This is a genomic window from Pseudomonas sp. 58(2021) (assembly GCF_017491585.1).
Taxonomy (GTDB): Bacteria; Pseudomonadota; Gammaproteobacteria; order Pseudomonadales; family Pseudomonadaceae; genus Aquipseudomonas; species Aquipseudomonas fluorescens_BT.
Genome location: NZ_JAFGYZ010000003.1, coordinates 86,787 through 109,568, shown reverse-complemented (window position 1 = coordinate 109,568; position 22,782 = coordinate 86,787). Strand labels below are relative to the sequence as shown.

At 55.1% G+C, this 22,782-nt stretch carries 15 protein-coding genes and 3 pseudogenes; 12 read left to right on the top strand and 6 right to left on the bottom strand.

Features of this window, described 5'->3' with window-relative positions; genetic code table 11:
- Positions 1 to 58: 58 nt before the first annotated feature.
- Positions 59 to 1,612 (bottom strand): sensor domain-containing diguanylate cyclase, encoded by a 1,554-nt coding sequence (locus J5M72_RS04245; protein ID WP_243433203.1) that lies wholly within the window; start codon positions 1,610 to 1,612, stop codon positions 59 to 61.
- Positions 1,613 to 2,221: 609 nt separating this feature from the next.
- On the opposite strand from J5M72_RS04245, the gene J5M72_RS04240 reads away from it, so the two are divergent.
- The 8 genes and pseudogenes from J5M72_RS04240 to J5M72_RS28880 all read left to right on the top strand — a co-directional run bounded on the left by J5M72_RS04240 (position 2,222) and on the right by J5M72_RS28880 (position 11,363).
- Entirely contained in the window at positions 2,222 to 4,282 is a 2,061-nt protein-coding gene (locus J5M72_RS04240) for an ATP-binding cassette domain-containing protein (protein ID WP_207864517.1), read from the top strand.
- Between the two features lie 87 nt (positions 4,283 to 4,369).
- Complete coding sequence (locus tag J5M72_RS04235; protein ID WP_243433212.1) at positions 4,370 to 5,347, top strand: glycine betaine ABC transporter substrate-binding protein; 978 nt, start codon at positions 4,370 to 4,372, stop codon at positions 5,345 to 5,347.
- Positions 5,344 to 6,270 carry a homocysteine S-methyltransferase family protein gene (locus J5M72_RS04230; protein ID WP_207864217.1) on the top strand — a complete coding sequence of 309 codons (927 nt, stop codon included), beginning with the start codon at positions 5,344 to 5,346 and terminating at the stop codon, positions 6,268 to 6,270. Before J5M72_RS04235 ends, J5M72_RS04230 begins: the two co-directional genes overlap by 4 nt.
- Positions 6,263 to 6,702 (top strand): annotated as a pseudogene (locus tag J5M72_RS29240) (peptide-methionine (S)-S-oxide reductase). Before J5M72_RS04230 ends, J5M72_RS29240 begins: the two are co-directional and overlap by 8 nt.
- A 543-nt stretch (positions 6,703 to 7,245) precedes the next feature.
- Positions 7,246 to 7,865, top strand: a pseudogene (locus J5M72_RS04220) (transposase).
- A gap of 580 nt (positions 7,866 to 8,445) precedes the next feature.
- Entirely contained in the window at positions 8,446 to 9,351 is a 906-nt protein-coding gene (locus J5M72_RS04215; protein ID WP_207864215.1) for a cation transporter, read from the top strand.
- A 1,337-nt stretch (positions 9,352 to 10,688) separates the two neighbouring features.
- Positions 10,689 to 10,991, top strand: a pseudogene (locus J5M72_RS28890) (fimbrial protein); the annotation flags it as partial.
- Between the two features lie 156 nt (positions 10,992 to 11,147).
- A complete protein-coding gene (locus tag J5M72_RS28880) occupies positions 11,148 to 11,363 on the top strand; it encodes a fimbria/pilus periplasmic chaperone (protein WP_347709514.1) in 216 nt (71 codons plus the stop codon).
- 793 nt (positions 11,364 to 12,156) lie between these two features.
- On the opposite strand, the gene J5M72_RS04200 is transcribed toward J5M72_RS28880, so the two are convergent.
- The 3 genes from J5M72_RS04200 to J5M72_RS04190 all read right to left on the bottom strand — a co-directional run bounded on the left by J5M72_RS04200 (position 12,157) and on the right by J5M72_RS04190 (position 16,194).
- A complete protein-coding gene (locus J5M72_RS04200; protein WP_243433210.1) occupies positions 12,157 to 14,625 on the bottom strand; it encodes a fimbria/pilus outer membrane usher protein in 2,469 nt (822 codons plus the stop codon).
- 166 nt (positions 14,626 to 14,791) lie between these two features.
- Entirely contained in the window at positions 14,792 to 15,544 is a 753-nt protein-coding gene (locus J5M72_RS04195; RefSeq protein WP_207864211.1) for a fimbria/pilus periplasmic chaperone, read from the bottom strand.
- 68 nt (positions 15,545 to 15,612) lie between these two features.
- The gene (locus J5M72_RS04190) at positions 15,613 to 16,194 is read right to left on the bottom strand and encodes a fimbrial protein (protein ID WP_207864209.1); all 582 of its coding nucleotides are present in this window, start codon (positions 16,192 to 16,194) and stop codon (positions 15,613 to 15,615) included.
- A 482-nt stretch (positions 16,195 to 16,676) separates the two neighbouring features.
- Between J5M72_RS04190 and J5M72_RS28875 the strand changes: the two genes are divergently transcribed.
- From J5M72_RS28875 to J5M72_RS04170, 4 genes are all read left to right on the top strand, one after another.
- Positions 16,677 to 16,862: a hypothetical protein gene (locus tag J5M72_RS28875; RefSeq protein WP_243433202.1), complete on the top strand. Its 186-nt coding sequence runs from the start codon at positions 16,677 to 16,679 to the stop codon at positions 16,860 to 16,862.
- 38 nt (positions 16,863 to 16,900) lie between these two features.
- Complete coding sequence (locus tag J5M72_RS29150; RefSeq protein WP_279382154.1) at positions 16,901 to 17,023, top strand: hypothetical protein; 123 nt, start codon at positions 16,901 to 16,903, stop codon at positions 17,021 to 17,023.
- A gap of 401 nt (positions 17,024 to 17,424) precedes the next feature.
- Complete coding sequence (locus J5M72_RS04180) at positions 17,425 to 17,895, top strand: cbb3-type cytochrome c oxidase subunit II (protein ID WP_207864207.1); 471 nt, start codon at positions 17,425 to 17,427, stop codon at positions 17,893 to 17,895.
- A gap of 662 nt (positions 17,896 to 18,557) precedes the next feature.
- Positions 18,558 to 18,734 carry a hypothetical protein gene (locus tag J5M72_RS04170; RefSeq protein ID WP_207864206.1) on the top strand — a complete coding sequence of 59 codons (177 nt, stop codon included), beginning with the start codon at positions 18,558 to 18,560 and terminating at the stop codon, positions 18,732 to 18,734.
- Between the two features lie 95 nt (positions 18,735 to 18,829).
- On the opposite strand, the gene J5M72_RS04165 is transcribed toward J5M72_RS04170, so the two are convergent.
- Both J5M72_RS04165 and J5M72_RS04160 read right to left on the bottom strand, forming a co-directional pair.
- The gene (locus J5M72_RS04165; RefSeq protein ID WP_207864204.1) at positions 18,830 to 19,477 is read right to left on the bottom strand and encodes a response regulator; all 648 of its coding nucleotides are present in this window, start codon (positions 19,475 to 19,477) and stop codon (positions 18,830 to 18,832) included.
- Between the two features lie 38 nt (positions 19,478 to 19,515).
- Complete coding sequence (locus J5M72_RS04160; RefSeq protein WP_207864202.1) at positions 19,516 to 22,734, bottom strand: hybrid sensor histidine kinase/response regulator; 3,219 nt, start codon at positions 22,732 to 22,734, stop codon at positions 19,516 to 19,518.
- Positions 22,735 to 22,782 lie beyond the last annotated feature (48 nt).

The window sequence follows — 22,782 nt, the reverse complement described above, 5'->3', positions numbered from 1 at the left end:
TGTCTTTTTGTGGCGGGGAATGACAACCTTTTGTCCTGACAACTCAATAGCCAGTTTGCTACGGATTCGCCAGTTGGACCTGATCACGACCACTTGATTTAGCTTTGTACATGGCGCTATCGGCACGCCGAATGAAGTCGTCAAACGATTCCGATGGCGCCCACGTTGCAACGCCGAAGCTACAAGTGACCTTTCCTGCCTCTTCAAATGGGAGGGTGCTTATCAGCACTCTTAGCTTTTCTGCCAGCAGGCTCGTATCGTTCGATTCGCTGTCCGGGCAGATCAATGCGAACTCTTCTCCGCCCGTTCTGCACAGCAAGTCGGTTTTGCGTGTTGCCGAACGTATTCGTGCGCACAACGACTTGAGAACGTTATCCCCACACTGATGCCCCCAGTGGTCATTGATGCATTTGAAGTGATCGACGTCGAACAGGATCAGCGATAGAGGCTTGTCGTGCTTGTCAGCCTCGATGAGCAGGCGCTCCATCAAATCTTCGAAATGCCGGCGGTTATAGACACCGGTCAGGTGGTCGGTAATGTTCAATAAACGCAAGTCTTGCGTGCGCTCATCAACCAGCGAGAGGGCGCGGGCGCGCTGTGTGATCAGCAAGTACACCATCAAGGTCAATAGCAGCGTCAATCCTATTCCGAATAATGCAATCAAACTGACGGACAGGGCGTTGCTGTTGGCGGCGAGAAAAGTCGAGCTGGGTCGAAACTGGATCAGGTAATTCTGATCAGCCACTTTCAACAGCCGTTGTGTGTACAGCTCTGAAGGGGCAGCAGGGGCCTGGCTCTGATAAATGGTTTCCCCTTGATGCTGCGTGTCGATCAGTGAAAGTCTCACGTTCAGCCGTTGCAGACTGGGTAATGGAATGCCCTGTTCCATCAAAGACGCCAGGCGTACGGTGGAGACAACGAAACCCTGCAAACCATCATCCTTGGCTGGAACCTCAAGGGAGTTCTGGAATATGGGAGCGACGAAGAAAATCCCGGACTGCCCATTAGTCATTTTCAATGGTTCCGACACGACTATTTGATTTTTTTCTCGCGCCTTGCTCATCAAGACCTGGCGACCCGGACGAGCCATGACATCCATGCCAGGAACGATCTTCACGTCATCGCGCTTCAACAGGTAGAGCAATATCCAGTGTTCCGGCCTGCTGGAGAGGGGAATTTTTTCGCCGGTGACTGGATCAATTTCATGATATGAAAAATCACTTGTACCGTTGAGGAGCGCCTTGGCGCGAAACGACTGTAGATCCTTCTCGAGAATCCTCGGTACCCAGCTATAGGCTTCGTCCTCTCCAACTAGAGGCGTGACGAATCCCAGAAACTCCTTTTCAGTGACATCGTCGGCATTGATAAAGAAATGCTTCACAACGTCCAGCTTCAAGACCTGCGTATTGAAGCGTCGTTGCAGGCGACTGAATCGTTCGTCGACCTCCAGTTGGAACGCAACGTTGACGGTGCGCTGCTCCGACCCAACGAAAAGAATCAGTACCAAGACCGTGACGGCGACACCCGCCAGGAACACCAGAGCGCAAAGGCTCACATCTGTTGCTTTGAATGCGTTCTGACGAGAAAACATCATTTCCTGTTCCTTGCTCATCGCCAAAATCGACGCACGGTCATTCAGTATTCTTTCGAGTTATCGGCACTTGCGACGACATCTTTACAGGCTATGCGAGCCGGATACTTGCCTACTCAATCTTCAGGTTTGGGTCCGTAGCCGTTAGCGAAATCATCAACAAGGTGAAGCTGGTGTGGGGTGAGCGTCCGCTACATACGCGCCGGTGCGACCTGCTGGTTGTCGACAATACCTGACGTCAGCCCGTCGATGAGTCGATCAAGCGTTGACCGGCACGGCTTTGGGCCTGCGATACAGGATCGTTGTCGGTGTGCAGCACGTCCAGCCGTCGGCACGCAGCAAAGCCAGATCGCTTTGAAAAGCACCTCCGGAAAACTGGGTGGGAAGGCCTAAGCTCATTCCAAAAAGATATTTATTTAATCTTTTTAAGATCGTTTAGCTTTTAGCAAAGGAAACGTGCAGCGCCTCGCTAGCGGCGTTTTTTTTGCCTCCGGCCGACCCCGTCCGCGGTCATCGCCTGAGGCTTCTGTCCATTTTTTCTACCCTGGAACGGCCATATATCTGGCCGTCAGCGGTTCGTTGCCCGGAGCCCTCGTGACACTTATTCAAACCTCTTTGGCAACGGTACAGATCGACTTGCCTGAGCGATTGGCCCCACCCATCGACGATAGCGCCGAGGAGGGCGATGTTGTCCTCGAACTGCGAGGCGTCACTAAAGCTTATGTGCGCAAAGACGGGTCGCCGTTGCCGGCTGTCAACCATGTCAGCTTGAAGGTCCGGCGCGGCGAAGTGCTGTGCCTGATGGGCACCTCCGGCAGCGGCAAATCGACCTTGCTTCGCCATATCAATCGTTTGATCGAACCTACCAGCGGTGAGGTCTTGATTGAAGGTCAGGCTATCAGCGGCTTGAGCCACAAAGCGTTGCGGGATTTGCGCTCGCGGCGAATCGGCATGGTGTTCCAGCATTTTGGTCTTTTGCCCCATCGCACAGTGCTGGACAACGTTGCGCTGCCTCTGGAGTTGCGCGGCGAATCCGAGGCCGTCCGGCACGCAGCGGCCACCCGACAGTTACAGGCGATGGGCCTGGAGGGATGGGGCGAGCATTATCCTCACGAGTTGTCCGGCGGTATGCAGCAACGGGTCGGTCTCGCGCGAGCATTGGTGACTGATCCGGATATTCTCCTGATGGACGAGCCTTTCAGCGCACTGGATCCGACCATCCGGCGAGACCTGCAAAGCCACTTTCTGGCGCTGGTACGCGAGCGCGGGATCACCACGTTGCTGGTCACTCACGATCCTGCCGAAGCGGTACGTCTCGCTGACCGGATAGCGGTATTGCGCCAGGGGCGTCTGGTGCAGTCGGGCACCCCGAAACAGCTGCTCGAGACGCCGGCCGATGCTGAGGTCGCGGATTTTTTCCGCGATTGCCTTCCAGCCGCACCGGTATTGCACGATGCCGGTGGCGCGGTACGTCAGGTTCCCGAAACGGCACCGAAGGAGCAAGCGGTTCAGCCGGGCTTGCGCGGCTGGCAAGCCCTGTTGCTCGGGCCGGCAGCGCTGGCGGCGCGGGGCAGAGGCGGGTTGTTCTGGCTCGGGTTCGCCGCAGAACTCGCGGCCCTGGCCACTGCGGTGCAAGGCATTGCGAGCGCATCCTGGATATCGGTCGTGGTGGGATTGGCCGTGCTGGCAGCCAGTCGTTTCACCGCGTATTCGCAGAGCCGTCAACCGGTGCGGCGCGCCGTTTCGAGTTGGGCGTTGCCGCTGGCGGTGCTGCTGGTCAGTCAGGCATTGGTGATCTGGCGCGTGTTGACGCCCGATACAACCCAGGCGTTCTTGCAGTTCCCGGCCAGCCGCCAGGCGCTGTTACTGACTGCACAGAGCCTGGATGATTTTATTGGTTGGTCACAGGTGACATTCGAGAGCGCTTTTGTCGGCGTGATCGTTGCGGTTCGCACGGTCATTGAAGGGATCGAAAACCTGCTCGGTTGGCTGCCTTGGCCGGTTTGTGCGTTGGCGCTGATATTGCTGGCCTGGCGCTCGGCGGGCCTGGCCCTGGCGCTCACCAGCAGCGCAGCGTTGTTGTATATCGGCCTGTTCGGGTTTTGGGAGCGGACGATTGCCACCCTGGCGCTGGTTGGTTCTTCGGTATTGATCGCACTGGTGATCGGCGTACCCACCGGCATTCTGCTGGCGAAGCGGCCGTTTGCCCGCAGGCTGCTCACGCCCTTGCTGGATGTCATGCAGACCCTGCCGACCTTTGTCTATCTGATTCCCGCTGTGGCGTTCTTCTCCGTGGGCAAGACCCCGGCGGTCATTGCGACGGTGATTTTCGCCCTGGCACCGATGATTCGTCTGACGTCCCTGGGCATTCAGGAAGTCCCGAAGGATGCCGTGGAAGCGGCAATCGCCCATGGAGCAAACCCCTGGCAAACCCTGGTGAAGGTGCAACTGCCGCTGGCGCGACGATCCCTGTTGCTGGGGATCAATCAGACCATTGTCATGAGCCTGTCAATGGTGGTGGTGGCTGCCCTGATCGGCGCTGGAGGGTTGGGTTACGACGTCATGACGGCGTTGCGCAATATCAAGGGCGGCGAGGGCGTGCTGGCCGGCGTGGCGATCGTGCTTTGTGCATTGATTCCCGATCGAATCATTCAATCGAGCTTGCGCAAGCAAGACCATCTGCATAACTGAACTGTGAGACTTATCGTGACAAAACATCTATTGCGTAACCTGAGTGCGGCCGCAGTGCTGGCTTCCCTGATCGTGCCGGCCAGCGTGATGGCCAAGGACAAAATTGTCATTGGCGAACAGAACTGGACGGGAGCCATCGCCATTCAACACATTCTAGGTGAGGTGATCAAAACCCGTCTGGACGGTGATGTGTCGTATCTGGCCGGGGACGTGCCGGTGCTGTTCAGTGCGGCGGCCAAGGGCGACGGTTCTGTGGATGTGCTGACTGACATCTGGCTGCCCAATCAGTCCGCGGCTTGGGCCAAGTACGTCACGGGAGGCACCCGCTCACTGGTACCCAATGCTCATCCTTATACCGGCGAACAAGGCTTCTACATTCCCGGTTATCTGCAAGACAAGTACGGCGTCAAATCGATCTACGACCTGAAAAAACCGGAAGTGGCCAAGCTCTTCGAGCCAGTGGGCGGAGGCAAGGCTGAACTGCTGGTGGGGCCGGCGGGCTGGGAGTCGACGTATATCGGCCAGATCAAGGCCAAGGATTACGGCTTCGCCGATAAATTCGAATCCGTGTCGACGGAAGCCTCGGTGACCTACGCCAAACTGGCCTCGGCTTACAAGGCGCAACGCGGCGTGGTGTTCTACGCCTACACCCCTGACTGGATTTTCTCGGCCTATGATCTGCGTCGCCTGGAAGAACCCGCGTTCGATGGCTACGCCCAGGACAACAAAAAAGAAGATCCTCTCTACAAGGCGGATGGCTGCTGGAAATTCGTCAGCCCGACCGTCGATCCCGACTGGCTGAACAAGAGCCACATCACCTGCGCCTTCCCGGATGCCAAGGTGTACGTCCTGGCTTCCACCGCACTGCAAAAGCGCGCGCCGAAAATTGCCGAGTTTCTGCACAATTTCGCCATCGACCCGGCACAGTTGAACGGACTGATCCAGAAGATCGAAAAGGAAAAACAGCCAGCAGACGTCGCCGCCAAGGCTTGGGTTCAGGCCAACCCTTCTACTGTTGACCAGTGGTTTGTATCGCAGGCGCCGCAAGTGAGTTCAGCCCAATGACCAGAGCGAACGTACGTGTACTCGATGGTGGCATGGGACGCGAGTTGAAGCGAATCGGCGCGCCGTTCCGTCAACCGGAATGGTCGGCCCTCGCGCTGATCGAAGCGCCCGAGTATGTGCTGCAGGCGCATCAGGCGTTCGTGACAGCGGGCGCTCGGATCATCACCACCAACAGCTATGCGGTGGTGCCTTTTCATATTGGCGACGAGCGATTTGCCGAGCAGGGAAGAGCGCTGGCTGAGCGCGCCGGACGGCTGGCGCGGCAGGCCGCCGACGAAAGTACCGATGCGGTCACCGTGGCCGGGTCGTTGCCGCCGGCGTTGGGGTCGTACCGGCCGGATCTGTTCGATCATCAGCGTTCAGTAGCGATCCACCGCGAACTCATTGCCGGATTGCGAACGCACGTCGATGTTTGGCTGGCCGAAACGCAAAGCTCCATTGCTGAAGTGCGGGCGGTGGTCGAAGCCCTCGGAACGGATCCCGCGCCACTCTGGGTGTCATTCACGCTGTCGGACGAAGAGGGTCGGGAACCGCGATTACGCTCAAACGAGGCCGTTGCCGATGCGGTTCGCGTGGCGGCTGAGCTGGGGGCCAAGGCGGTGCTCTTCAATTGCAGCCAGCCGGAAGTGATGGCCGCGGCCTTGATTGAGGCACGCGCGGTGATTGAAAACCTGGATCATCCTGTCGAACTGGGGGTTTATGCCAATGCTTTCCCCCCTGTCAGTGCCAAAGCCGAGGCCAATAGCGATTTGTTGGACATTCGGCGCGATCTGGGCCCCGAGTCCTACCTGGACTGGTCGAAGTCATGGGTTGCCGCAGGGGCCAGCATTGTCGGCGGATGCTGTGGGATCGGCCCGGAGCATATCGCCCAGTTGCATTTGCACCTGCAATATCTAAAGGGGGAGGAGGTCGCGCATGAGTGATGTTCCAGGCGACGTTCTGCCAGAGCAGGCGACATTGGGTGCCGGCTGTTTCTGGGGGGCGGAAGCCTCATTCCGGGCATTGCCGGGTGTGCTCGACACACGCGTCGGGTTTGCGCGGTCAGACCTGGGCGACGCCACCCTGATCGAAGTCGTGCAAGTCGACTTCGATTCGAACACTTCTGGACACTGCACGATCCCACGTCAGTCGACCGACAGGGTGCGGACGTCGGGGCGAAATACCGTTCCGCGCTGTTCTTCAACAGTGCCGAGCAGGCCCGACTGGCGCTTGTCGCCAGGCAGCAGCTGGATGCCAGTGGCCAGTTGGGCAAGCCAGTGGCTACGGTGATCCTGCCACTGGGTGAATTTCAAAAGGCGGATGAAGAACATCAGCGCTATCTTGAAAAACACGGTGGCAGCGCCTGTTCCATTTGATGCATATGCAACGCCTTTGACGTCCTGGATCGCTCGCAGGTGCGCCGCAGCCGTGTTGCACGCACGGTGCCTGAGTTCAAGTTGGACGTAAATGAATGGAATGATTAAGGGCAACGGCGCGGCGTGACCAACTTGCACCAGCAGCGGTACACGCTGACCTGAAGAGAAACGGCACTGAATCAGCTTCAACGGCAGCCCCTCATTGAATGACTCGCCATGAACACGAAGGACATGGTCCATTGTGAGAGTGAACGCCAGAAGCGTACTTGTCGAATCAGTGCTTTAAGCTGCTCATGAACATATCTGACATAACACATGATTTAACAAGTGGGCGATGTCAGATGTTCATGGCTCCAATAAGTCTTTTTAAATTAAGAGTTTGGATTAGAAAAACAAAGCGCATGCTCTCCAAAATTTGTTCATTACCGACTGTGCAGACCGCAGCGGTGCAAACAGCGGTTATCTGCACAAATCCAGTTTGTAGTGGTCTAATGAAACCGGACACCCATTTAGGCGAGAATGCTCGCCAGATCGAGGTGTCAGATGACCAAACAACGCCGTTCCTTTACTCCTGAATTCAAGCGCGAGGCTGCCGACCTCGTGCTCAAACAAAACTACAGCTACATCGAAGCCAGCCGTTCACTCGGCATTGGTGAGTCGGCATTGCGCCGCTGGGTTGACCAGATTCAGAAAGAACATAAAGGCATCACCCCGCAGAGCAAGGCGCTGACGCCAGAACAGCAAAAAATTCAGGAACTGGAGGCCCGGATCGCTCGGCTTGAGCGAGAGAAATCCATACTAAAAAGGCTACCGCGCTCTTGATGTCGGAAGATCACGAGCGTTCGCGCTGATTGACCAGTTGAGCGCCATGAGCCAGTTGATTGGCTGTGCAAGGTGTTTGACGTCACTCGCTCATGCTACTACGCCCGACGCCTGCGCCGCCGCACGCCCGATGTTGAACGGCTTCGGTTGCGTAGCCGGGTCAGTGAGCTGTTCACGGAATGGATACCGACCACGGGCTACAGAACGGCTCAAGAAGCCCAGCGCGATATCAGCCACTTCTTGATGCATCGGTACAACTGGGTTCGACCCATCAATTCAACGGTGGGCTGGCGCCAGCTCGGGCCGAAGAAAAGCTTAACGTCGTGTCCGGGATTAGTTGACCACTACACCGCGCTGCGCCAGGTAAACCACGCCCAGCTCGAACGCCTCCTGTTCAAACAGCAAATAGTTGGTAAGGCAGCCTTGTCAGCCCCTGCGTGAGTTTTTGATAGGCAGGGTAGGCGGTAATATCCGGTAGATCGTTTCGGGTTCCGTTCATACAGTTGTCTCCGGGTAATCTTGTCAATTATTTAATGAGGTAATTCAACTCACTAATGGGCGGGCTACTATCCGTAAAAGCGCGTAAGTACGTTTTCAACGTATGGAACCACGTCACCGCCCTTTAGCGGGTGAGAGAGCATCTCGGGTGCAGTGACGCGAGTTGGCGGCTTCGAAGTGTTCGGAGCGCTGCGGACTCATCTCATCGAACATCTGGTTGATTGAGCATAATTCACTAGTCTTTTAATGGTGAAGCTGTCTGCTAGACTCATATGGTGTAAATTTATGAGGGCGTCTATCAGGCGATTCTTATAAATATTTACTAATGAAATGTTGCAAGAAGTGCGGAAGGCTTGTGATGTAAACTAGCCTTCAAGTGTTTAGCCGCGCTAGAGGCTACTTAATATTTTCGCAGGAGGCTACATGAGTAACCGAGTTGAGCAGGTACTGCTCAAGCAATCGACCATTCTGATGTTTGCTGTGGCAGTTGCCGCAATCGTTACGGGTTTTTTTTCTGGGTCCCAATCGATTTTGTTCGATGGTTTTTTTTCGTTGATTGCAACCGTCATCAAGGTTTTGATGCTGATCACCGCGCAACTGATTGCTAAACAAAGCAATCGTCGCTTTCAGTTCGGCTTTTGGCACTTGGAGCCCATGGTGCTACTCATCGAAGGCAGCTTTTTGTTTTTGATCGCGACCTACGCTTTCCTCAGCGGCATGTTCGGTATAATCAATGGTGGGCGCGAGATCGAATTGAGTTTGGTGATTCCTTTTGCTACGTTACTTAGCGTAGTCTGTTTCGGATATTTCTTCTACGTCCGCTATCAGAATCGGACCTTAAAATCTTCGTTGATCCAGTTCGACAACATTAGTTGGCTAGTAGATGCAATGCTTTCCATCGGCTTGCTGACGAGCTTCCTTGTCGCATTGTTGCTCAAGTCCTACGGCTATGGCACCTGGGCCGCCTATGTTGACCCATCAATCTTGATCTTACTGGGTTTAAGCATGATTGCGCCGGCGTGTAAAATTCTAAAGCCAGCGTTACGTGACGTATTAGGGATTGTCCCAGATCAACTGGACGAAGATGTTCGCCGAGTGATGGATGAGGTTAAGGTCGAGCATGGCTTTTTAGATTACGTTTCATATGTGCAGAAGCATGGTCGTGCGCGTTTCATTGAAATTCATGTAGTGTTACCGATAGATTACCAACTGCAGGATGTGGGGAAGCTAGATGCGTTGCGGGAGGATATTTCCGCGAAGCTTGGGGAGCCGGAAATAACACGATGGTTGACCATTTCCTTTACCGGGGACCGGAAATGGATTTCATGATTTTTGAGCAGGGGAAATTTCATCGTTAGTGATTTTCCTGTGGATTGAGGCAGTACAGGTGAGACCGTCGTACGAATCAGCGTGTAGGTTACCTGTATTTAAGAAAATTTATACATCGACTAGAATCTATCCGATTGAATGAGTTATGGGTGTATTTTATTTTGTTTATATATATCCATTTTACTGCTTGCAAAGAAAAATTGGTACCTGCAGTAGACTCAATACAAATTAATAATTTGTCGCGATTTGCATACTTAAATCCGCAAGTTGCAATGCAGGCATAGTTACTCAGGAGTAAATTTGCATATCTTACAATGCGTGGATGTGCATGCTCGCTAAAAGTGCACAACGGCTGAGTTTTGGTTTCATATATTTAAATTCTTGATTGCTAGTCGGTGGTCGCTTCGGCGCCGACACTTCCTACAACTAGATGCGTCACGCCGTTCGATTTAAAATTCGCTATTTAGCGTAGATACCGGATCCGTCAGTCGACAAAATATACTCTAATAGCTTAATTGCGAGAACTGCAATTGCTGGCTAAGTTATTCATTCATTAAGAGGCAGCTATGTTCAAGGCTCAAGTGATTCTGTTGGTTGTTTTTGGAGTCGTTACCCTCGCTTGGGGTGCCAGACTAGACATTATGAATCACAGAAGGGAAAACGAAGCTCGGCGAGCACAGAGCGATACTCCGCCGAATCATAAGTAAGTATAAAATCAACCACAACATTGAGTTACCTAGGCTTTGTGGATGCATTTTAGTTTTTGAATTTTGATCTCTATAGAGCAGCTGATTATTGGAGAAATCGACCAGAGCGACCGCCCCGCGGGTGGTTTTCAGCCGATCGCGCGGCTGATGGCTCGCCCAGAACCCCGATTCGCAGAAGCACTGTTTCGAAGTCGTACGCGCCGGGGTGGTAATACTGTAGGTCGCTCTGGACGCAGGTTCGATGGCCTTAGCGTGTCATCAGCGCATCTTTAGGCGCAGCGGGAGCGGACGCTAGGTAACCCATGAGGTTACGAGCGCTGCTGTATACCCCTGCACCTGATTACATGTACACCTGTTGCGGCAAGCCGTGAGGCAGGAAGTCAAACACTGACATGTATTTAAATATCGTTTGGAGCAACGTTCATGGTTCAGAAAAACTGTAAGTGTACGACACTGTGTGGCTGATCACTTCTTTTGCTGATGGTCGCGGCCAGTGCGCAAGCATCGGATGGACAAGCTGAGTTCATCTGTTCGATCAATGACAACGCTGCGCCATTAACAGTAAAAACGTTAAGAAGTCGGTAGATATGAGCCAGGTTCAGCCTTGCTGACTTTGCCGACACTGTCGGTGCTACCACCGGGGCCTTACCGTTTTCCATCTCGGTTGAGAACTGCAGCACGGCGACTATTAACAAGGCCGCAATCGCCTTCAGTGGTCAGCAATCGGTAACTGATTTGACTATTCTCGGTATGAACAGCGCCGGCGCAAATCATATAGTGGGCATTTACATTCAAATCAACGGTGCGCGTACCGCTTCCAAAGTGCCACTGAACACGGCCAGCACCGACTACGTATTGCGTCCTCAGTCCAACACCTTTGACGTCACAACCTCTTATGTTCGTGGTTATGGCAGCCACAATTCCTGGTGTTAAGGTGGGCACTGCGCTAGTGATTTATGAGGGGCCGGAGTAAGAGGCGAATCTGTCACTGGCCAATGCCAATGATGATTCTCCCTATCTGATCCAGTCCTGGGTGAGTCCCTATGACAAACGGGATACCAGCGCTGGTGAGTTCATCATTACCCCGCCATTGTTTCGCCTGACTGCCAAAGTCAGAACATCCTGCGAATCATTGCCGCCAATACGCAAAACTTGCCGAATCACAAAGAAAGTCTGTTGTTTGTCAACGTCAAGGCGATCCTGGCTGTCGGCACAAATCAGAAAAATCATAATGTATTGCAGATTGCTCGGAAGACCACCATCAAGTTGTTTTATCGACCAACGGAGTTAAAAGGGGTCTTTTAAAGGGACCGTTCAGCAACTTTTGTGGTCAGCGGGTGCCGGCACACTCAGTGTGCCTAACCCATCCGGCTGCAATGTGATGGTCAGTGAGTTTCTGGTTCACAACATTCCGAACAAAGTCTTGCCTGAAGCAATCAGCCGGGCGTGACATTGAAGTTTGCGCAAACGCTTATAACGGCGACACGATAGTGCTCAGTTACATCAACAAATACGGCAGCACTGTCAAGATGGAGCGCGTTACTGTGTGATAAGCCGCTAGCCGAATGAAAGGAATCTCACATGCAGTGTTAGCGCATATGCACCCCCGCGCGCCTATTCTGATATCGGAGCTCTTTGGCTCTGAGTGCCACAAGTTTAACGGTGTACTCAAGGCAGAAGGGTGAAGTTGCTCCTGACCTCCAGCAGTGGCGCTTATGACGCCGACTATTTTTCTGGACAATCTGGGCTTGAAAATCCGCTACAGCGATGTGACTCGCACCGCCCTGCAAATGGATAAAAGTCTTGATGAACCACTGATCTACAGTGCATAGCCATATTGAATCTCCAGTTGTCTGTCAAGCCCGAGCAGGGCACACAGGTAATGCCGGCCGTCAGAAGCTACAGCGCAACGCTGATAATTGAAGTTGTTTACCTTTAACGATGCTGTTTTCCCGCACGCACTGAACACGCCCCCATGAATCCTTGCTACCAACGTTTGCCACCATTATTCATGGGTATTGTTGGTCTGTGACCGGCATAACGCAAGACGCCAGCAAGTACAACTTGCCGGCGTCAGTGTGATCACGCGGATCAGGTCTCAGGGTTTGCAGATCAGCTCTGCGCGTTCGTAATTGTGCGCCTTGTCGCGCTCGGGAAGTGAGTAGCTCGCCTGACATTGCTTGTCGGCCCACTTGATCGTGAGCGTACCACTCTGGTCTTGCACCAGCGCCAAGGCCTTGCCGGTAGGGTCGGAAATCGCGATCTGCTTTCCAGCGGCATCTTCTACTGCAGCTCCAAACGGCAAGCGGTTGTGAGCAGAGTCGAACAGCTCGAATTGCACACGACGCCCGGTTTGCGAAAGGTAGTGCACAAGAACTGCGGCGCCGCGGCGCGGCACAATTTGCTGGGTGGCGTTTTCGATCTCAACATCGGCGCCCAGGTTGCGGGTGTCGAGGCTGATCCAGTTGACCCGGTAAGGTTGAGTGTTGGGGATCACGGCAAAACCATTGCGGCCGGTTTCGGTGCCGCTGTAACTGCTGATCTTGACGCCCGCCGGTACGCCCGGCACTTCGGCCAGGGCGAAGGTTTCGCCGAGTGTCTGGCCCAGGTTGATACCGCCGGCATGCGCGACGACAGCACCCGACAAACTAAGGTTCTGCGAGGTGTAATCGTTTCCCTGACTGTAGCCGGCGTTGACGTCGACAAAAGAATTACGCGAGCTGATGCTCCCGGACCCCGAGTTGCCGCCGTTGCTGTTGCTGCCCGCTTGCACCGAATAATAGGTTTCGCTGTCCTCCGACAAATAGCCGTTCACGCCCAATTGGGTGTTGTCTCCGGATTTCTGGCTGGTGGTCGAGAGGAATGCGCGCGGTGCGCGCGGGGTTGAGCCTAGCGGGAACGACAGCGAGAGGTTCAACTGCGTGTCGTTGTTCGACGGACCGGAAGTGCCTACGTCTTTGGTGTGCGTCACCCCGAGGTTATACGTCAGATCACGCCAGTTGTTGCTGTAACCGGCAGATAGGCTTTGCGATCCGCCACGCCCCCAATAGCGCTGATCGGTTGCATTGAGGTACAGATTACCGAATTGCTGGTTGCGTCCAAGGCTTTGGCTGACGGTCAGGTCGGTACGCGTTTTCGAGTTGCCGCGCCGTTGCTCTGTGGCACTTTCATCTTCGATGTGATCGGTCAGGGTCCGATAACCTTCGGTGGAGTAGCGATAGGCGGCGAGGGTGAAGTTGGTGTCAGTGCCGGTGAAGGTCTTCGCGTATAGCATTCGCAGGCTGTTGCCCTGGAGGGTCTGTCCACGCGCCTGGCTGGAGGAGTGGGTGACGTCGAAAGACACCGCACCGAAGGAAGTGTTACGGCCCATTCCCAGGGACATCGCGTTGAAATTGTCGCTGGACTGCACGCCAAGGATACCGGTCATGTTGCTGCTCATGCCGTAGGCCAAGGTGCTGCTGATAAATTCTGGCGAGGCCAGACCTTCGGTATTACTTTTGTATTCGCCGGCCGAAACGCTGTAGTTGATCTGGCCCTTGCGCACCATGATTGGCAGGCTTGAAAACGCCTGTACGGTCTCGCGTCGGCGGCCATCGGCCTCGATGATGGTTACTTGCAGGTCACCGTTGGAGCCGCTTGGGTAAATATCGTTGATCTCGAACGGCCCCGGCGGCACGTTCGTCGTGTAAAGGATGTAATCGTTCTGCCGGATCTCGACCGTCGCATTGCTTTCCGCCACACCACGAATCACCGGCGCATAACCCCGCTCGCTGTCGGCGCGCATACCTTCATCGGAACTCAATTTGAGGCCGCGATAGCGCACGCTGTCGAACAGTTGCGAATCAGAGAAAATATCACCAGCGCTGAACTGACCCTTTAACGCGGTAACGTCATGCTGAAGATAAGTGCGGTTACTGTGGAAAGCGTCGGGTTGGCCGGTGCGGCTGCTGAAGTTCGATTCATTGCGCAGACGCCAGGCGCCCAAGTTGATACCGTTGCGCAATCCCAAGTTGTTCGAAATCGTGGTGCCATTGTCGGTGTTATTTCGGTTGCTGCTCATCTGATAATTGACGAACGCGGCGGATACGCCGGCATCCCACAAGGCAGGATCGACGTAACCGCGCATCCCGCGCTGCATGGCAATCTGCGGCACGCTGATCAACAGACGCAGGCGGGCAGGGTCGTACTTGACCGAGGCCTGATCGATCAGACTCGACAAGTCGTAACAGGTCTTAGGCGCGTCGCGGTATAGCTGGCCGGCGGCTTCCAGTCGGCTCATATCGATGCCCAACTGTTGCAGCAGGTCCAGGGTCAGACAGGGTTCAACCCGGCCGTTACTTTGAACGCGACGAAAATCGATATCGCGACGACCGACCATTACTTCATTACTGTAAACATCAACCCGGTAATTGCCGGGTAATACGCGGTTGGCCGACAACAGCAAATCCAGATTTACGCCCGATCCGGCACCTTGCAAAAACGACGTGTTGAACTGATCGGGCTGTCTTGGCGCGGGTGCTGCCGCAGATTCCTCGGCATTTGCAAGTTGGGGGAGGCCAACAATCATTGCCAGATAGAGCGCGTTGAGTCGCGTATTCAATGAGGTGCATCGATTTATATTGGAAGTGGGTCTGCTGCGTGGGAATAAATACATGCCCAGCCCTTTATTGCTATAGAGGACGAAAAATCAATTCTTTGTTTGAATCAGGAAAGTATCGATATGTGTACAGCGTTCATTGTGTGTTCTTTTGCACCGCTGTGGCGCTTACTGCGCTATTGCTATTAAGCGTTGCCGTATAATAGTCTTGTGCGCCGTAATCGTTAATGCTGGAGAAATTCAATATTGAATAGCGGTAGCTCTTCGCGCCTTTAAGCATGAAGGATCTAGTTTCGCCCGGGGCAATCATCATCGAATCGACAACATGCTCGGTTGTTGCACCGGATTGCACCGCAATGTCCGACATCGAGACGTGATAGACACTAGGATTGGTAATTTTCAAGAAGGCGTGACCGTCTTGTTCACCTATTTGCCACAGCAGTTCTTTTGGCGCGAAGTAAGATTTGGAGGCAAGCCCTAGCGGTCTGTAGAACACTTTGATGCGCTGGCGTACTGCCAGTTGCAAGGTGTTTTGAGTCTTGGCGGCCTGAGGAATTTCCTGCACGTTGAGCCACACCACCGACTCTTTGTCAGTCGGCATGCCGGTGCCTTCATAGATGACCCGAAGAAGTTGCTGCTCCTTGGCCAGTATTTTTGCCAGCGGCGGTGTCACCGCAAAAGGAGCAGAGGCAGCGGTGGAGCCGTCACTATCTATCCAGGACTGAATCAACAAGTCGTCGCCATTGTTACGAACTTTGATGCTAACTTCTCTGTGTTCGCCGTCGAATACCAGTCGCGTCGCACTCAGCGAAATGCCGGCGCAGGCTTGCGTCGCTATCAGCGCGCAATGCAGTCCCATGCACAAGGAAAAAAAGCGTCGATTAAACATAGAGAAATGCCTGCTATAAAAAAAGGCGGGACTCTTACGTCCCGCGCAGTGTCAGCCCGATCCGTTTATTACTCGTATTGCAGAGTGAACGGCAGGGTGGCGTCGGCACGACCGGCAACAGCTGTTTTAGGATCGCCAGTGGTCACGTAAGCGGCGGAGAATTTCAGCGTGGTGTTGCTGTCTTGCAGGTTGTTTTCAATTTTTGCTGCAGTTGGGGAACTCAGGTCGATCTGAGTGCCTTTGTCATCGAGCAATGCAATACCTATACCCTGCGCCGCGCCAATACCGGTGATTAGTTTCAGCACTTTAGTGCCGGGAACGATGCCTGTGCCTGCGCCCTTAGTTGGTTCGAAGATCATTGATACCTTGGTGCCGGCGTTGCAGTTGATTTTCATGTCGAAGTTTTCGGCACTCAATTTGCCGCTGCCTTTAGGAGCGTCTGCGGTACCCATGTCCTTGATGGAAACGTCGCCCATCGCCACCGAGATAGTTTTGCCCACGCCTGCATCTTCAATGGAGCACGCATCATTGTTGACGGTGCCGGTGAAGTTGATGGTGCCGCTGCCAGCGTTGGTCGGCTCTGCAGCGAACGATTGGCCTGCAGCGGCAAGCATCGAAAGTGTCAGAAGTGTCAGCGAAAGATTTTTCATGTTCATATCCATTAGATCGAAATATATTGTGTTGTAAAACACAATTTGAAATATAGACAAGGGATGGGGAAAGTTGGATCAGACGATTCTTATTGATCGTTTCTGATCGAGGATGCTGCGACGTAATCCAGAATTAAAAGTTACCTTTAATGATCTTTTTTCTCATGCGTCACGTGGTTTCGGATTCGTCTGATGGAGGGGGCAAGGTTCCAACTTAATCTGTTTGGCGGAGGGGAAAATTTCGTATTTTTCAGGATGAACGTCAGATTGTTTTAAATGCAAAATCCCTCCTGTGGGCACTTTGTCGGCGAAGTGAGTAAACATGAATACAGGCGACGCTTTCTTGAAGATCAACCGCAGACGCCTGCTTAGCCTTGCAACCGGTGCCGGTTCGGTCAGCCTTATGTCCAGGCAGGCGCTTACGTGGACGATGGACTCTCCCCGTAGAGCGGCACACACCATATGTCTATTCAGCAGTGCCGATGGATGCGCAGAAAGTAGCGATCATTCCCTCGGTGTACTTGGGAATGGATGTTTTCCTCGTGGTGTTCAATTTGCTGATGTCACTGCGCGGGCAGGCCGCGAAGGTCGCCAGTGACATGCCGTTGCGGTTCGTCTGGACCGGCATCATTTTCTACTTGCTGGTCAGCTTGCAGGGCGCCTTCTAGGCTCTGATGCCAGTCAATCGCCTGACGCATTTTCCCGATTGGGTCACTGGTCATCGCACCTTGCGATGCTCGGTTTCGCCACCTTCATCGCCGCTGGCGGCATCGCCCATGCTTGGCAGCGGATACCGCGCACGCGCTACAACGCCGCCGCCATGAACTGAGCCTTCTGGCTGATTACCGCCGGCCTTTTACTGATGTTCATTACGTTGACGGCCGGAGGACTGGTGCAGGTGCAACATGGGCCAGCAGCGCGCCATGGATAGTTTCGGTACGCGCATCACTTGCCTACTGGTGGCTGCGAGACATATCTGCGGTGCCTTTGCTCACAGGTTTTGTGTTGTTTTTCAACGGGCTGACCACAGGCCCGCGATCGGCTACTTGCGCAGTCGCAGACATTCGCTTCAATAGCGCCACGGTAGGAGCATGACGTATGCAAACGGCGAATAGACACCGTGTTTTCAACAGCATTTACCTGGTCGTATTTATTGCTGACATTGGCTTTTTGCGTCGTCGTTCTACTTGCTGGGGATCTTGCCCGGAGAGGCACTGCAAAAGGAAATGGATGCGCGCGCCCGCCGACATGGCTGATTACACCGCACAGGAAAAACGGGGCAGAAGCTTATACGGCCGTGAGAGCTGCGGTTATTGCCATACACAGCAGGTTCGGTTAGTCGCTGAGGACGTTACCAGCTGGGGCGCGCCGACGCAGGCCTGGGAAACCCGTTTTGATTATCCACAACTGTGGGGCACGCGGCGCATCGGCCCGGATCTGGCGCGTGAGTCGGGCGTGCGCAGTAACGATTGGCAGCACACCCATCTGTTCAGCCCGCGCTTTGTCGTTGATGAATCGGTGATGCCGGGGTATCCATGGTTGTTTGAAGGCGATGCTATAGAACCAGCTGCCCATGCGCTAAGTTTGGTGGCGTATCTGCTAGCGCTGGGGCGGCCAAGGATTGTCTCCGGTTCGACGATGAGACGGCGACTGCACCAATGGCCGCGGGTCATGCCGACAGCATGCATGCGTCCAAGCTAGTAGCATGACGTCAGGCGATCTCGACCCAGGCGCGCCTGGATAGCGCGGTGCTCGATTCGCTCTACTAGACAATCAGGGAGATTACTCGGCAGCGCTGGCCGCCGGAAAAACCGCCTTCGAGCAAAATTGCACGGCTTGTCACGGTGCGACGGGTGCCGGTGACGCGCCGGGAGCCGCGTTGCTGCTTCCGAGACCGGCCGATTTGCGTGCTGCCAGTTTCAACCCGGCACGTATAGCAGCGGTCGCTATGGCAGCTCGATGCCGGGGGGGCGCGATCTCGACAACTCAACGCTCGCCGCGTTGACCGTGTACGTACAGAGCCTGCATATCGCGCAAGCCTCGTCGCTGACCTCTGCCGGTGAGAACACTGCGCAGACCGCCGTGCTGTTCGAGAAAAACTGCAGCAGCTGCCACGGCGAAACAGGGCAGGGCGATGGCCCGGTGCTCGCAGCCTGGCGCCGCGCCCGGCCAACTTTCAGCTCAAACAAAGCAACACTGACTATCTGGAAATGGTCCTGCGCAACGGCATCCCCGGTACCGCCATGCCGCCGTGAGAAGAGGCCCTGACCAAACAACTGCCCCAATGCCTGGTGAGTAACCTGCGTTCTCTTTATCAACCTTCTGCTTGGGAATAACCCATCTCCGCTTCTATGGTCATCACCATGAAGTTGATCGTCTTTGCTTGCGCAATGGCGTGGCTCTCCAACGAGGCACTGAGGAATTGGTCGGAAGTGCCCAAATACCAAATGCTCGAGCGCGAGCAGAGTTACGAACGGGCGCAACGGCGTGACGCTGCCTTGCCCGGTGGCAAAAGTACTGCAAAGAAAACCAATCTTTGAATAGATTGATCGCGAACTCACAGTTCGATGCAGGCGTTCACGCTGATCCAGGTGAACGCCTTTTTTGTCGATTGAATTCGGCTGACGGACCAGCCTCAGTTGAAAACGTTGTTTTCCAGGCAATACGTCAGCAGATCCTGATCACTGGAGACATCCAGCTTGCGCATGGCGGCGATCTTTTGCGTACTGATGGTTTTTGCGCTGCGGGACAGGCTGCGGGCAATCGCTGTGACACTTTGTCCGGCGATGAACATGCGCAGGATTTCGAATTCCTTGGGCGACAGCCTCGAGAGCCTTTCATCCAAGGCCACATTTGGAGCTCTCACGCACGTCGGCGCTGGCTTGGCGCTATTGAATGGGCGACCTTGGGCCACGGCTAATAATGCCAATTGAACCTCCTCATGCAACTGGCTTTTCTGAATGACTCCGACCACGCCCAATTCATGCAGGCGAGTCAGGATCAACGGGCTGGAGATCATGGTCAGTACCAGCACTTTCACATCGGGAAAATGCCTCCGCAGGTATTCCACCAGCTTCAGGCCATCGCCGTAAGGCGAATCAGCGGGCATGTTGAAGTCAGTGATTACCAGGTCAACGGATTGATGCTTGAGCAGCTCGATCAGCTCGTTCGAACCCACCGCTTCACCCACGACGTTAAACCGCTCATCGCGCTCTATCAGCTCACGTACACCCAGTAATACGATGGGGTGATCATCAGCGATCACGACGTTGAGTTTTGCCATGTTCGGCGCTCCCTGATTTGTTGTTAAATGCATATGGATTACGCTAACGCGTCGAGCATTGCTGTCAGTCGCTCCAGCAGAGAGCTGACCTCGGTAGCCAAGGCAGGAGTTAGAGGGCGACCATCCAGGCAGCTCTCAAGGCTGATGCACGCGTCAGCCAGGCTGCCGGCCTGCACGGCGCCCAAAGCTCCGGCCATGCTGTGCAAATGACGGCCTAGCGCAGCCGCGTCGCTGTCCCGAAGTGATGCTGTGACCTTGTCGATGTCGCGCTGCATGGTGCTGAAAAACAAGGCCCGCATTGCTGGCGACAACTGTGGCCGATCGGGGAGCGGCGCGATATGCGAAAGCTGTTCCGACTCAACTAAGGGCAAAGGGTTGGCCGCTTTGCAGTGCTTCAGCAATTGCGTACGCAGCGTGTGCAGGTTCAATGGTTTGACCAACCAGGCATTCATGCCCACCGCCGCACAACGTTCACCTTCATCGCGCAGGGCATTGGCGGTAACGCCGATGATCGGTAAATCCGCATCGTTCTTGCGTAGCGCTTTGGCCAGCTCATAACCATTCATCACGGGCATGTTGACGTCGGTCAGCAACATGTCGAACAAGCCCGGCAGCCATTGATGAAGAGCTTGTTCGCCATCGGCGGTGGCGACCACCGTGCAACCGAGCGCCTCCAGCTGCTCTTTGATGATCGCTCGATTGATCGGGTTGTCTTCGGCAATCAGGATATTCAGGTTGAGGCGCCGAGCCTGTTCCGTCAGTGCAGTCCGGCGTCGTCCCCCCACGCCTTGTTGCGCGAAGCTGACCGCCCAGGCCATTGCCCGGATGTCATGCGCATCGACCGACCAGCCTTCAGCCGTATATTCCGCCGGGTTGGCTCCGGCGGTCGTGGCGATGACGCGCGGGCAGGCCCAAGCGGTTTGCGAGGACGGCAGCACATCCAGCAGCAGCGCGGAAGCGCCGGGCAGGTGTTTCGTGTCCAGGCCGACGATGCGTGTTTCCTGACCCAAGCGGTTGAACCAGCTGCACACATTCTGCGCCAGTTCGGGTGTCGGGGCCTGCACGTAAATTGGCGGCGTGTCAGGCGCGAATTCGGGGCAATCGCTCAACTGGCCCTCTGCGCAAGCGAGGTGCAATTGCAGCGAGAAACTGCTGCCCAGTCCGGGTTCACTAACCACTTTCAATTGTCCGGCCATCAGCTCGCACAACCACCAGCAAATCGCCAGGCCGAGGCCCGCCCCGGCTTCGCTGGAGGCATCGCGCACCTGATAAAACGGGTCGAACAATTGACTTTGCTGGGCCTGGGAAATACCGATTCCGGAGTCGCTGACCTGCCATTGCAGATCAGCACCGCCGGCGTTGAGATCCAGCAGCCGCAGTCGTAATACCACGCGGCCGTTATCGGTGAACTTGATCGCATTGCTCAGCAGATTATTCAGAATCTGCCGGATGCGCAGCGGATCGCCTTGCACCCGGTCAGGGATCGCCGAGTCAATGCAGGCATATAGCTGCAGACCTTTGGCCTCGGCGAACGCAGTGTAGGCGCGCAAAGTGTCTTCGGTCAGCTCCAGCGGGCAGAAGTCCTGAGCTTCAATAGTCATCTGTCCTGATTCGATTTTCGATACGTCAAGCACGTCGCTGATCAACTGAAACAGGGTCGCCGAAGAGCGCTGAATGGTACGCAAGTATTCTTGCTGACGCGGCCCGAGATCGGTCAGACCCAACAGTTCAAGCGTGCCCAGCACGCCGTACAACGGCGTGCGGATTTCATGACTCATGGTTGCGAGAAAGCGTGTTTTTGCCTCGTTGGCCGAGTCTGCCGCGCGCAAGGCCTGCTCCAGGGCTGCGGCATCATCGATATGCCGGGTAACGTCATGGAATGCGCAGATCCACACGTCCTCGCCATGGTAACGAGCAGCGACCACCCCCACATGCAGATGCCGACCGTTGATTTCGAGGTCGGTCTGGCCAGGGCTGGTCAGCGGGTGTTTCTGGTCAAGGGCGGCAATCAATCGGTCGCTTTGCTGCCACTCCTGAATACGCCGGTTTGCCAGCAATATTTGATGATCACTGCGCCGCACCACACACAACCCGGTCGGCGCAGCGTCGATGACCGCGCGGCTGAATGCCTCGCTTTCGGAGATGCTCTGATGCGCTTGATGGGCTGGCAGCACCACGCGGGTTTTGTACCAGCGGTTGAAGGCCCAGCCGCCACCGATGCTCGCAATAATCAATGTCAAGACGCCGAGCAGCGGCCACCACGCGTAATCGATAAAACTCTTGAAACCGACCACGTAAACCGCCGTCCACGGGTGCGGCTCCTTGCTGGAAATCTTGAACACCAGACCGTCGAGGCGCACGTTAAGCCCTTCGCTCAGCGCCGGGTCGGGTGGCTCGGTCCCGACCAGCAGGCTGCCGTTGGGCGCGGTTAGACTGAAGCGGTCGTAGATCGACCATTCCATGATGCGTTCGATGTCGTTGATCTGGCTCAGATTCAACAGCGATGCCACGACCACCCACGGGCTGGCACCTACGATATCCAACTGGCTCGCCGGCAGGTTGACGTTGATGTAGCCCAGCACTGTTGGAGCCACGCCGTTATCCGCCCGCTCACCATAACGAACCCAGTGAACCTGACTGTCCAACGGCTGCGGATTTTTCTTCTGTAGGCGTTGCAACACCTGGGTTAGCAGCTGCTGAAAGGTCCCCCCCTGAATTTGCCCGGCGCCACGCAATTCCCCGGCGGCAGGCACGGCGATGTCAAAATTGTCCGGGACGTTGAATAGAAATACCTGGGGCGACTGGTAGTGCGAGGCCGACCAGAATGCGCTGTAGTAACTGGCCAGGTGCGCGCCCAGCGCGAATACCTTGGGACGCTCACTCGGCTCAATCGATGTCGGGTTGATCTTGACGCTGAAGGGGAGGGAAAAAGACTGTTCTTTAGCCCGGTAAACCCCGCTGCCTTGCTCCGACATCGGCTCCTGCACAGACATGCGTATCCGCTGGGTATTCAGCGTGAGTCCCTTGGCACTTTGTTGTGCGATAGCGCTGAGGAAAACGTCTTGTTCACCAATGTTCTCCATCAGCCTGGCAAAGTGATAACGCACTGCATCGCGCTGTTCAGCGACCATGCGGTTCAGGCCCCAGATGCTGAGACCGACCAACACTGATGCCAGACTACACAGCACCACGACACCTTTATTCATGCGTAGTGAGCTACTGGTCAGTTTGTGCAGACGCGCATTCGGATGAGTCATTGGATCAGCCTGTTGGAGATACTTGGATAGAACGTGGACACCGCCACC